At 37.2% G+C, this 13,113-nt stretch carries 11 protein-coding genes and 1 pseudogene; 8 read left to right on the top strand and 4 right to left on the bottom strand.

Annotated elements, in window-relative coordinates:
* The coding region (locus tag J3U18_RS10410) for a hypothetical protein (protein ID WP_267353988.1) at positions 1–1,394 on the top strand (1,394 nt) is incomplete at its 5' end.
* Positions 1,395–1,561: 167 nt separating this feature from the next.
* Here the strand turns inward: J3U18_RS10410 and J3U18_RS10405 are convergent.
* Positions 1,562–3,679, bottom strand: coding sequence for a TonB-dependent receptor plug domain-containing protein (locus tag J3U18_RS10405; RefSeq protein ID WP_267353986.1), 2,118 nt, complete (start codon positions 3,677–3,679; stop codon positions 1,562–1,564).
* Positions 3,680–3,923: 244 nt separating this feature from the next.
* On the opposite strand from J3U18_RS10405, the gene alr reads away from it, so the two are divergent.
* Positions 3,924–4,997, top strand: a complete 1,074-nt coding sequence (gene alr / locus J3U18_RS10400) for an alanine racemase (protein ID WP_267353984.1) — start codon at positions 3,924–3,926, stop codon at positions 4,995–4,997.
* 6 nt (positions 4,998–5,003) lie between these two features.
* On the top strand, positions 5,004–6,017 hold the full coding sequence (gene mltG, locus J3U18_RS10395) for an endolytic transglycosylase MltG (protein WP_416380416.1): 1,014 nt from the start codon (positions 5,004–5,006) through the stop codon (positions 6,015–6,017).
* A 44-nt stretch (positions 6,018–6,061) separates the two neighbouring features.
* On the opposite strand, the gene J3U18_RS11955 is transcribed toward mltG, so the two are convergent.
* Both J3U18_RS11955 and ampD read right to left on the bottom strand, forming a co-directional pair.
* A complete protein-coding gene (locus J3U18_RS11955; protein ID WP_370632609.1) occupies positions 6,062–6,385 on the bottom strand; it encodes a YqcC family protein in 324 nt (107 codons plus the stop codon).
* 3 nt (positions 6,386–6,388) lie between these two features.
* A pseudogene (ampD, locus tag J3U18_RS11950) lies at positions 6,389–6,925 on the bottom strand (1,6-anhydro-N-acetylmuramyl-L-alanine amidase AmpD); the annotation flags it as partial.
* A gap of 175 nt (positions 6,926–7,100) precedes the next feature.
* Between ampD and ppdD the strand changes: the two are divergent.
* The 5 genes from ppdD (at position 7,101) to J3U18_RS10365 (ending at position 11,916) form a co-directional block, all read left to right on the top strand.
* Positions 7,101–7,532, top strand: coding sequence for a prepilin peptidase-dependent pilin (gene ppdD / locus J3U18_RS10385; RefSeq protein WP_267353978.1), 432 nt, complete (start codon positions 7,101–7,103; stop codon positions 7,530–7,532).
* Positions 7,533–7,538: 6 nt separating this feature from the next.
* Positions 7,539–8,657, top strand: coding sequence for an ATPase, T2SS/T4P/T4SS family (locus tag J3U18_RS10380; protein ID WP_267353976.1), 1,119 nt, complete (start codon positions 7,539–7,541; stop codon positions 8,655–8,657).
* Between the two features lie 6 nt (positions 8,658–8,663).
* Entirely contained in the window at positions 8,664–9,833 is a 1,170-nt protein-coding gene (gene hofC, locus J3U18_RS10375) for a protein transport protein HofC (RefSeq protein WP_267353975.1), read from the top strand.
* Positions 9,833–10,573 (top strand): prepilin peptidase, encoded by a 741-nt coding sequence (locus J3U18_RS10370; RefSeq protein WP_267353973.1) that lies wholly within the window; start codon positions 9,833–9,835, stop codon positions 10,571–10,573. Before hofC ends, J3U18_RS10370 begins: the two co-directional genes overlap by 1 nt.
* A gap of 176 nt (positions 10,574–10,749) precedes the next feature.
* Positions 10,750–11,916, top strand: a complete 1,167-nt coding sequence (locus tag J3U18_RS10365) for a M20 aminoacylase family protein (RefSeq protein ID WP_267353971.1) — start codon at positions 10,750–10,752, stop codon at positions 11,914–11,916.
* A gap of 54 nt (positions 11,917–11,970) precedes the next feature.
* Here J3U18_RS10365 and ygfZ read toward each other — a convergent pair whose 3' ends face one another.
* Positions 11,971–12,846 carry a tRNA-modifying protein YgfZ gene (ygfZ, locus tag J3U18_RS10360; RefSeq protein WP_267331619.1) on the bottom strand — a complete coding sequence of 292 codons (876 nt, stop codon included), beginning with the start codon at positions 12,844–12,846 and terminating at the stop codon, positions 11,971–11,973.
* Positions 12,847–13,113 lie beyond the last annotated feature (267 nt).

Raw genomic sequence — 13,113 nt, 5'->3', positions numbered from 1 at the left:
TTCGATCATCATTTGGATCATCATTCCGATCATCTCTCAGATCTAAATTACTCCGACAGATCTTTTTACCGCTAGGCCTTTTACTAATACCTTTTTATTCCAGCCATGCATTAACTTCACAGACAACAAGAAATCATATTCAGGGTAGTGCGCCTTATTTTGTTTATAAAAATGTCGGCGCTAGTATGCTTGCAGTTGATACTGATGGTTTGCTCAGTATTGCTTTTAACAATGGTGTGCAATACACGCCTTCAACTAATACTTCATCTCCTGAAAATCCAATCGTCTTGCCTATTGCTAACCAACCTGTTAGTGGCATTCACATGTTTATTCCAGTTGACAAAGATTCAGTGGAATTCAATATGCTTGGTTGGAAGGATGATGATGGCGATACAAACGTTATAGCTACAGGTACTTTAAGTTTATCTGTCACCGATAAATACAGCCGAGCTGTACCACGTGATCGAACATTAGGGCCTTGTGGTGCCCCTTATAGTCTTAAATTAACCAGTACGAATGGTTCTCTATCCACACGTTATGGGGTTCCACGTAGTCGTAGTTTCAATGCAAGTAGTGTGACTTATTATGTTACTCCTAACCCTAAGACTGAACCAGAGGTTTGTTTTGCCAAACCCGTTTCGGTTGCAGATGTAGCTAATAACGATGGTCCATCTTCTATTTGGAACCGTTATAAGGGTTTTTTCACTCAGGATACTAGGCCTGATTATTATGGTAAAAACTTTCCGACTACGGGTGCTAATAACATGTACTTTGATTTAGAAATTGCTGGTAATAGTCAGCTATTGGCTTGGTCTTCTGTCACTCGGGGAGGTATTACTGCTACTGTGGGCAATTTTACACCGACAAGCGTACGGGTTACCTTAACCGGTCCAGTTGCGAAGGCATCCCAATGGAATTCTAACAATCCTGGTCTTATTGCTAAGCCTACTTTGCCGCAGACTTTCGAGTTAATAGGTCATTATGTCCATAATGGTAAGAAAGCTGTCAAGTATGGATTTGAGATAAAACAATGGTTTGTCAACCGAGGTAAAGGTTTTTATACCTATTCTAATATGGATTCTTGGTGTAATAAAATTGGTTACCGTATGCCTATGGTTAAAGATTTAACTAATGCAAAATATTATGGAGTGACTGCTGCTACACCTTCCTCACCTGATAATCATTATCAGCGTAGAATTGGTGCCAGCTTTATTGCGGAGTGGGGTAATCTAAACAAATATGAAAAAGCCGACTTTGGTGTTACCAGGTTCTGGACCAATGTTATAGCTCCTGGCAGCGATAATCGGTATGTTGTTTACCCTGAGGATGGTCATATACATTGGTTTTATACTGGCTATGAAAGCATTTTGGAAGGGATTTGTACTTTACCTTAGCATCATTACTTGGGTGAAAAAATAATTATATTCACTAAAGAATCGAAAATTCAACGTAATCGAGCGATAACAAGCAATTTTATAGTGTCTAACTCTTAAACCATCCGCCCCAACTAGGGCGGATTTTTTTAGGCATAGGGATTCTTTTGCCTTGCTATATCGCAGCTTTAGAATTTCATACTGGCGCTAATGATAGCGTGGAATTTAGCTGCTGGTATTGATTCGTAAGCTGTGGTGTAGTTTCTGTTTAAGATATTGTTGAGGTCTAACCCAATATGGTACTGGCGATTAGCGCCAAATGAGGTTGTGGTTGATAAGTTTAATGTTGACCATCCGCTGTAGTGATAAACAGATGAATCACCGCGTTTTGTTGCGTTGGTGGCAAATCGCATAAATAGGTCTGAATCAATATCAAATTTATCAAAATAAGCTGTATGTTTTATCCCTGCACTCCCTGTAAAGCGTGGGTTGCCGGTGTCACGAGTGCTGTAGGTATCTGTCTCGATTTTACGGCTTAGGTAATTCCCTTTTAGATAAGGATTCACCGGAAGGTCTAGGTATTCAACACTTAATTCTAAGCCATGGGTTTTGGCTTTGTTGGCATTGCCATAATAAGTAATAGAACGTCCGGATGCGCCACTACAAATCGATGAGCCATTACAGTTCATTTGAGTGATATAGTCTTTTGCATCCGAGAAGTAGATCGCCCCATCAACTAATAATTTGTTATTGTTATAACGTAAACCAATTTCGTAGTTGTTGGATTTTTCAGCTTTTAGATGCGAGTTTCCATAAATCGTTTGCGAAGCAGCCGAGGTGACGGCATAAAGATGTGCAAGGGTTGGGTAAACATAACCTTGTGCAAACGAGGCTCTTAGTTGGGTGTTTTTAAAACCTGAGTAGGTTAATCCTGACGATACAACAAAGTTGTTATCATGAGTTTTCTTTTTTCGATCGATACTGTGGCTGGTTGTTGCCGATCCCATAACCGGGATTTTATTTATGGTGGTATTGCCGTTTTTTAGTTTTGATTCGACCCAATATTTACGAGCACCAAGATTCCAAGAGATATCATCGGTTATTGCCCAATCATTTTGCCCAAATAGTGCGATACTCGATTGTTGCCATTTGTTAGTTAGGTATTTATGTTGGGTATAACTAGCTGGTGGTGCAGGCATTTTTGATATCACGACATTATGTGAGTCTTGGTCAACATTATCTTGTTGATACTGTACACCAGCAATTAATGTCATATCTTTATGTGGTTGCATGTCTGATTGGAATGTCATGCCATAGGTTTTTTGTTCGTCATTGGTGGCCGTGTTGGTCGTTACTTTCATTATCGGTCTAGGTGATACTACGACATGGTTTCTAAATTGACGATTTAGTTTTTGGGCGTAAGCATCATAATGCAGTTTTTTTAAGAAACCTGCATCGACGTCATAATCATAAAAGAACCCCACTTTTTCACGTTTTAGTAGTGGAATGTTTACCCAAAATTCTTTTATTTCTGGTGAGTTATCATCGGTGTAGGTTTTGGTATTCAGTTTATAACGATCTAATGATATACCAAATTTGTGTTTATCAAGGTTGAGACCAAACCATGAGCTTATGCTGTTATTATCAAAATCGGTATTATGCAGTTTGCCTTGATACGCTTTGCGATCATTGTTTTCAGAGTAGGTTCCACTGATTCGGTAATCAAATATTTCATCAATCGTGCCGTTTACCGTGCCCATTTCGGTAAAGCCATTGGTCGATTGGTTATAGATTAATTTGGCATCTCCGGCTAGTGGTTTTCCATCTTTACTTCCTTTACGGGTTATAAAGTTAACGACGCCACCAATCGCTTGCGAGCCATATAATACTGAGTGAGGCCCTTTAATCACTTCGATGCGTTCAACTGATTCCATGTCGATTAATACACCAGCACTTGAACCGTGTCCGGAACGATGATAAGTCACTTCTTGACCATCAATTAACATTAAAATACGGGAAGGGGCTTCACCACGAATCATGATTTGTTTGCGTCCTGCTAGTGCGTTATCGGTAATTTCAACGCCTGGAATATCACGCAGTGCTTCAACCACAGAATCGCCATTGAGTTTTTCAATCTCGTCACGGTTGACTGCATTAACAGATACTGAGCTATCCCATACTGTCTTTTCATTCCGATCAGCGGTAACGATAATGGTATCTTGTGGATTGCCTTTTTTTTCTTCTGCATAACTATCTGCACAAAAACAGATAGTTAATATTGCAATATAATGTAATTTTGGGGTCATAAAACTTCTCTTTGTCTCTTTTGTATAACGTTGTATTGATATAAAACGCAAATGATAATCATTATTATTATTGATGTAAATAATTAAATTAATTCGAATTGTATTAATTGCGAGGATAAGTGTGGATTTTTTAACTTTGTCACATTTTTAACAACAAAATCACGCAAATTGCCGATTTTTTATTTGTGATTATCGATAACAAATTTTACAATAACCATTCAATATATAAGTTAGGTTATGCAAAATGTCTATTGCTGTTGTAGAAGTTAATCGTAAATCAATTTTACACAATGTTGAATTTTTTAAACAAAAATCTCCAAACTGTACTTTAATGGCAGTGGTTAAAGCGAATGCTTATGGCCATGGCATGGAAGGGGTTGCTCAGTTGTTGGATGGTAAAGTTGATTGTTTTGGTGTTGCACGAGTTTCAGAAGCAATAGCTTTGCGTCAAGTTGGTATTCGTGGTCCTATCGTGCTTTTGGAAGGTTTTTTTCCGCATGATGACATTAACGATTTGCTTGATTTTAATTTGCAACCAGTTATCCATTCAAGTTGGCAAATCGATGTTTTAAATACGATCCCTTTTGCAAATGAGATCACAGTTTGGTTTAAGATTGACACTGGTATGCACCGTTTAGGTTTTCATTTTGATGAAGCAATAAACGAGTTTAATCGTTTAGCTAGCTGTAAAGCTGTTCGCCAGCCGATCAATATTATTAGCCATTTTAGTAGTGCAGATGAGTTAGGTTCTTCACAAACCAATACCCAAATAGCACGTTTTAATGAATTTGCTCGTTCGGTTAATGGCTGTCAACAATCGATTGCAGCATCAGGTGGTTTGCTTGCTTGGCCTGATTCTCATCTTGATATGATTCGAGTTGGTATTGCGTTATATGGGGTTTCGCCATTTTCTGATGCAGTCGCTGATTTACAACCCGCTATGACGCTCAAATCTGAATTAATCGCAGTACGTAAGCACGAAAAAGGACAATCAGTTGGTTATGGTCAAACTTGGACAAGTGAAAGTGACACTGTACTAGGGGTTGTGGCGATGGGATATGGTGATGGTTATCCGCGCGATATTCCAGAAAATACACCCGTGAGTATTAATGGTCGCTTGGTACCGATTGTTGGCCGTGTTTCTATGGATATGATTGTGGTCAATTTAGGACAACACTGCCAGGATAAACCCGGTGACGAAGTCATTTTTTGGGGCAAGGAGTTGCCGGTTGAACAAATCGCTAAGCACACGGGAATGAGTGCTTATGAGTTATTAACGCGCTTAACTTCACGCGCAAAAATTCGTTATAAAGACTAGGTTATGATTAAAAAATTTATTTTGTATACGTTACTGACGGTAGTTTTGCTCGTCGGTGGCTCGTTAGCTATTGGTTATTATTATTTACAGCAATTTTCTAAGCAACATATGAATGTCACTGATGATAATCAGATGTTTGTATTGAAAAAAGGCACCTCTTTGCATCAATTAGTTGAGCAAGTTAAGGCGAGTGATTTAATGCAACAAGCGTATTTGTTGCCTTATTTGTATAAACTCGATCCTTCTTTAAGCTCGATTAAAGCAGGAACTTATCAATTGCATCCTCATATGACGGTTGAGGAGTTTTTAAAGTTGTTGGTATCGGGTAAAGAGAGCAGTTTTTTTGTGCAATTTGTTGAAGGTAAGCGTGCTAAGGATTGGTTAAATGTGCTTAGTAATACGCCTTATATTAAACAAACATTAACCGGAAAGTCACATGATGAGATTGCGAAGATATTGGGCATTGATGATGGAAAATTGGAAGGTTGGTTATCACCCGATACCTATCAATATACCGCAGATAGTTTAGATATTAATATTCTTAAGCGCGCCCATTTGACTATGAAAAACAATCTACAAAAAGTGTGGGATAACCGCGATAAAGATCTGCCTTATAAAACACCTTATGAGTTGCTAATTATTGCCTCGATTATAGAGAAAGAAACAGGCATAAGCTCTGAACGTGCTAATGTTGCTTCGGTTTTTGTTAATCGTTTAAAAGCAAATATGAAGTTGCAAACCGATCCCACCATTATTTATGGGTTAGGGGATAATTATACGGGTACGATTAGGCGTGTTGATTTGACTGATACCAATAATCCTTATAATACTTATGTGATTGAGGGGCTACCACCAACACCAATTGCTATGCCAAGTTTAGCATCACTTGAAGCAGCCGCACATCCAGCTAAAACGAATTATCTATTCTTTGTTGCTAATGGTACTGGTGGCCATACATTTAGTAGCAATTATAGTAATCATCAACAAGCGGTTAATGAATACCGCAGAATGAACAATTAATTTTTCAATTTTACAGCCACGGTTGTGGCTGTCTCTCTTTTCGATTATTCATCTGTTGACCGAGTGGTGGTTAATTCATCAAGTTGTTTAATTAGCGCTAATAAATCATCTACCTCTATTTCTTGCTGTTTGAATGCCTCTTCAAAATATGGGTGAAGAGCAAATTTAGGTATTTCGCTTTTAGCATCGATTAACGCCTGTATGCGCGGAATAAAGATCCACTGTAACCATTCATGCGGTTGCATGGTGTCGAGTGCAAATGGCTGCTCACTTAAAAAAGCTTCTGCCTCAGGGGGTGAGGGTTGCCATAAGTTAAGGTTTTGCAGTTCATCTTTAATTAGGTTCAGTTGTATTGAAATTGTTTTCATATTAATCAGTGTTTGATAATAATTCCAATCAAAATAAGGACCAGGATCGGTTTTGCGATCTGGGGCGATGTCACTATGTCCGGTTATATTTTTGATTGGGTAGGTTTGTTGTAATAGTATGGTAACGTTGGCAAGTTGCTGGTATTGTGCCTCGGTAAAGTTGTCGGTATCACATCCTTCCATTTCTATGCCAATTGAGAAGTCGTTGCAGTTTTCTTTACCTTCAAATACTGATTTACCTGCATGCCAAGCACGTTTATTAAATGGCACAAATTGAATAATTTCGCCATCGCGTCTTATAAATAGGTGACTTGATACTTGTAGTTTATAGATATCGGCAAAATAAGGGTGCTGATTCGGATCGAGCTTACCGGTAAAAAGTTGTTCAACATAAGGCCCGCCATATTGGTTGGGTGGCAGGCTAATATTATGAATAACTAATAATGTGATGGGGTCAGTGCGATCATTATAATACGGCGATTTGACCTGTTTGATATTGCTTATCCAACCATCAACTATTTTTAACACTTTCAAGGTCATTATGGCTCCAATAGTGTGTATTGCGATCTTGTTCACAACTTTGATTAATACAATGTTGATTGTGGTAATCAATTTGTATTTTAACTTCCAAATCTTTTATCTGGTTATTATTTCATTTTTTCAGTTTGCTATAAAGTCACTCTATCTATCATTTGATTAATCTTTAGAGGAATTTATGTACAAGCAGTCTGGATTTACCTTATTTGAGTTAATGATCGCCATTGTGGTAGTCGCCATTTTAACAGCTATCGGTTTGCCAGCCTATCAAAGTTATGTCAAAAAGGCCGCTTTAACCGATATGCTTCAATCAATGACAGCCTATAAAACAGCGATTGAAATTTGTTCTATTGAGCAGGGCGCATTAAATAAATGTAATGCTGGAGCAAATGGTGTGCCCACGACAAGATCGACTAACTATGTTACTTCGATCAATGTTACTAATGGCGTGATTACTATTGTCGGTAAGAGCGCGTTATCTAACTTAACCACAACTTTAACACCTAAGTTGAACTCATCGTTAGGCAATTTAGATTGGTCACGTACCTGTGTCACCAATCCTGTTGATGACAGTTTAAAAGCTGCTTGTGAAGATATTTTTAAATTTTAATAAATTATGATGCAAGAAGATCAATTGGTTGAAAGTCTCGATAAGCTATTATTATCAGCACTGGATAAGCGAGCATCTGATATTCATTTCGAGCCTTATCAAAATTACTATCGAATACGCATGAGAATTGATGGCGTTTTGCAAAATAGGCTAATACCACCACTTAGCCTTGCTAAGCAGATCACCGCCCGATTAAAAATTATGGCTAATTTAAATATTGCTGAACACCGCTTACCGCAAGATGGTCAATTGGTAATTAATAACTATGCAATGCGAATTGCTACCTTGCCGGTGATCAATGGTGAAAAGATTGTATTGCGGGTTATGGATAATCATGAATCTGAGCTAACCATTAATGATTTAGGATTAACCGAACAAGATCTTCTCACACTTAAACAGATTTTAGATTATCCGCAAGGGTTGATTTTGGTTACTGGCCCAACCGGCAGTGGTAAAACTATGACTTTATATAGTGCGTTAAAGCATCTAAATAAAGCTGAATGTAATATTTGTTGTGTTGAAGATCCGATCGAAATACCTTTAGAAGGTATTAATCAAACTGCGATTAATCATAAAGCCGGTCTAACTTTTTCGGTGATATTACGCGCTTTATTGCGCCAAGATCCAGATGTGATGATGATTGGCGAAATTCGTGACCATGAAACTGCCGAAATTGCCATTCAAGCAGCTCAAACAGGCCATTTAGTATTATCCACTTTGCATACTAATTCGAGTGTTGAAGCAATAGTTCGGTTAAATCAAATGGGCATCAAAAATTATCTTTTATCGTCCAGTTTGAAATTGGTTATCGCTCAACGCTTGGTGAGAAAGCTTTGCCAACATTGCAAAGTCGTTGCTAGTGAACTAACCCTAATTGATAATCAACCTTCACCACACTTTATCGCCATGGGGTGTGACAAGTGTGTAGGTGGTTATTTAGGCCGAGTAGGTGTATATGAACTGTTAATGGTGACCCCAGAAGTGCAACAACAGATTATAACTAATCAACCAATCTCACCCCATAATAGAGTCACATTACTACAAGCTGGCTTTAAATTAGTACAACAAGGTATCACTACTTTGGCTGAATTAAATCGGGTTTTAGGTGAAGTAGTCATTGGGTGATAGTGTATGAAGCGGATCTATTTTTGGTATGACATTAATTTTCATCAAAATAAGATTATTGCCACATCAAAGCAAGATGTGAAAAGACAGCTTTTATTGCAAGGTCAAATCGCGATTAAAATTCGTGCCGGAAATATTATTACTAAAAAAAGTTTTAATCCTAGCGATCTGCTAATTATCACAAAACAGTTAGCCACTATGTTAAAGGCTGGATTATCGATTGTTGATAGTTTGAGATTACTTCTTGATGATCAGCCTAAACCTCAATGGCAGTATTTGTTATCAGACATTAGTCAGCAAATCGCCAAAGGTGAATCACTGTCCTCTGTTTTAAAACAATATCATTCGGTATTTCCTGCGCTTTATTGTGAAATTATTGCTATTGGTGAATTATCCGGACAACTCGATCACAGTTTTGAACAACTAACCGCGCATCTTGAAAAATCATTGCAATTACAAAGACAGATTAGAAAGGCAATGCGTTATCCGCTTTTTTTATTGTCAGTGTCAGTAGTGGTTATTATCGTGATGATGTTTATTGTATTACCAAAATTCGCCGACATTTATCAAAGTTTTGATGCTCAATTACCTTATTTTACCCAGCTAGTGATTGATATTGCGAATAAGGTTCAGCAAAATGGTATACTCATATTATTAGTGCCGTCGCTGGGTTACTTTTTATTCCAGCGTTTTTTTAAAGTCCGCTATCAACTCACGATTGATCGGCAAAAATTAGCATTGCCGTTATTGGGGCAAGTGATTCAATCACAGTGCTTAATGCAGATTTTCCACACATTAGCAACCACTCAGCAAGCAGGTATTCCATTACTAACAGGACTTAGTGCTTCGGCAAATACTACAGGAAATAGTTACTATCGTGACATTATCAATAAAATAATTAACGGTATTGAACAAGGTAATGCCTTTAGTCAAATGCTATCGTCCTATTTTCCTAAACTTTGTGTACAGCTAGTTCATGCTGGCGAAGAGTCAGGATCATTAGATGTTATGCTTAATAACTTGTCCCTCTACTATCGACAACAAAATCAAACCTTAACCGATAATTTAGTCAAAGCATTTGAGCCGATTTTGATGTTATTTTTAGCATTGATAATTGGAGGATTAGTGATCTCGATGTACTTACCCGTATTTCAAATGGGAGATGTGATTCATTAATGGCTGTTTTGGTTTTTTGTGTTGGGCTTGCGGTCGGTAGTTTTTTGCAAGTTGCTTATTGGCGATATTCGCCTTCACAATCTTTGTTTGATTATTTAGTCGCTATCACGTTTCCTCGTTCTTCGTGCCCACATTGTCAACACCCCCTTTCTGCTTGGCAGTTAATTCCAGTGCTATCATGGTTAATATTAAAAAGGCGATGTTATTTTTGTCAGCAAAAGATCGCTTTTTGCTATCCAATTTTTGAGTTGGCTGTAGCGGGATTATTTTTACTAATATATTTGAACAAAGATCTCAATTTTCAAAGTATGTTATTAATGCTACTTGCGAGTTATTTTTTGCTTTTAGCACTGATTGATTTTCGCTATTTTTTACTGCCTGATTTTTTTACACAACCGTTGATGTGGGCTGGGTTGATGATGGCTTATTTTGATCTAAATTCGTTAACCATCAGTGACGCCTTAACGGGGGTTTTTGGTGGTTATTTAATGCTTAAATTACCTGCTGTCTGTTATTTTTGCCTAACAAAACGAGCCGGTTTAGGTGGTGGGGATATTAAGCTTGTCGCGGCTTTGGGTGCTTGGCTACCTTATCAATTAATTCCATTATTGTTAATTATGGCATCATTGTCAGGCATACTTTTTTTTATTTTGGCAAAATATAAGCAAACAATGCATGACATGATCGCCTTTGGTCCTTTTCTGTTGTTATCTGGTTATTTAATCATTTTCAGTTTGTGATCTTGATTGTTTTTTTAATTACATCTCTTTGGGTATTCACATAAATTCTTGCACTCCTTGGCTTATAACTAAAAAAGATAACGATAAAAGAATTAGTTATTTTTACTTTATTCAAATTAAGATTATAGTGCGATTAAAGTCTTTTCAGATTTATAGCTAAATGTAAGGAATAATCAATGACTAGTACTACCGCGAAAAGCATTGCTGCATTAAAAGATGAGATGATTGAATGGCGTCATCATATTCATTCTCACCCTGAAACTGCATTCGAAGAGAAGCAAACAACCCAGTTTATTATTGAAAAGCTAAAATCGTTTGGAATTACCGAACTGTATACCGATTTTGCGCCAACTGGTGTAGTAGGGGTTATTCATGGTAAGAATAAAGGTCGTACTATTGCTTTACGTGCAGATATTGATGCGTTGGATATCGTTGAAGAAAACAAAATTGGCTACTGTTCAAAAATCCCCGGTAAAATGCATGCTTGTGGGCATGATGGTCATACTGCAACATTGTTAGGCGCAGCAAAATATTTAAGTGCGAATCGTAATTTTTCCGGTACGGTAATAGTGATCTTCCAACCCGCTGAAGAAAACGAAGGCGGAGGACGAGTGATGGTGGAAAATGGTCTATTTGAAAAATTTTCTATCGAAGCTGTTTATGGTATGCATAATCAACCTAATTTTGCGTTGAACCATTTTTTAATTAATCATGGTCCAGTCATGGCATCTTATGATGTTTTTGAAATTAAAATTACTGGTGTTGGTTCACATGCTGCTGCACCACATTTAGGTAGAGATACCATTTTAACCGCTACCAATATTGTCAATAGCTTGCAAACAATTGTCAGCCGTAATTTAAATCCAACTGATTCGTTGGTTATTAGTGTGACACAGATTCATAGTGGCGATACTTGGAATGTGCTTCCACAACATGCGGTGATTCGTGGAACAGTTAGGGCATTGAGTGCTGAAGATCAAGATTTAGCAGAAGAAAGAATCAAACATATTTCAACTGGAACCGCTTTAACGTTTTGTACAAAAGCCGAAGTTAATTATCAACGCCGTTACCCAGCAACTATCAATCATGCTAAACAGGCGGATATAGCAATTAAAGTTGCCCAAAAACTTGTGGGTAACGATAAGATTGTGATTGATTCACCACCAACAATGGGGTCAGAAGATTTTGCTTTTATGTTGCAAAAAGTGCCGGGCGTTTATATCAAAATTGGTGCGGGAGATGGCGCGAATCTTCATAACCCGTCGTATAATTTTAATGATGAGATCTTAACAACTGGTGCAGAATATTTTGTTGAAATTGTTCATCAAGAGTTAGGAAATTAATACATTGAAAAGCAGGAATAATTATAAAACTATTCCTGCTTGATCGATATTAAATTATAACTTTAATTCACTATCAGGTTGGCCTTTGACTCTGAATTTTGTTTCACTATCAAAACCATTTGCTAACACTATTTGAGCATAAACTTCATCATTTTGCCCAACTTTTAATGCCGCTAAGATCTGACCACCTTCACGCCAGTTTCCTTCAAGTTCATATTCAAGTTTATCACCGATTTCCGGTAATGCTTTACTATGACCTTTTAATAGATAAAGCCCGCGATTATTTGCACCTCGGAATTGCGCTCTAGCTACCATTTCTTGCCCACAATAACAACCTTTATCAAAGCTTATTGCTTTAAAATGTTGTAAATTACAAGCTTGAGGAAGCAGACTTTCAATATTAGGAGCATCGATAATAGCGTGACCAGCTTCTAATTCAAGTTGTAACCAGTGATCAGATGGCTGTAAATCAGTAGGTAATGGTTCAGACGATACTTTTATCACTCGCAATTTAGGCGATGTGAGTTTAATATAAGTCACACCACCAATAGTAATACAATTGTGATCGCCCAATGCTGAAATCACAGAAGGATCTATTGCATCATCTTCCAATCCGACTAGATTTAAATCCAGAACGGGCTCTATAGTTACTTTAGAAAAAACTGCCGTTTTTTTCAATTCACTAATTTGTCTTTCGGCAACACTTTTACGTAAGATATAGAATATATCTTCACCTCGTTGGAATAATATAAAATTACTCCACATACGTCCTTTTGCATCACAATGTGCTGCGAATGATGCTGAGTTTTCGTTAATACGACTAAGGTCAGCTGTTACTTGTCCCTGTAAAAATGTACGGTTATCCATACCTGATACTTTGACTAATTGCCAATCAGATAGGGAGGTTTGTTTGTAATAAGAATTGGCCATTAAAAACACCTTTTAATTATAATGAGCCCTAATATAGATATATAAAAGAGCGTAAACAAAAGCGAAAACGCCTTTAATAATTCAAAATTAATCAATTAGTCGATCGATTAATTTCTCACTATTATTGCATTAAAATAGATAAAATAAACTTTTACAAGTTATTTCTTTCAAAAATGAGTACTAGTACCCAAAATTGAGAATAAGTTAACTTATATTGTTGACTTTATTGATTTTCTGTATTAGTTCATGCAAAATGGGGAAAAATGA

The organism is Gilliamella sp. B3482 (genome assembly GCF_026536805.1).
Lineage (GTDB): Bacteria > Pseudomonadota > Gammaproteobacteria > Enterobacterales > Orbaceae > Gilliamella > Gilliamella apicola_E.
This window is presented reverse-complemented; position numbering and strand designations above follow the sequence as displayed.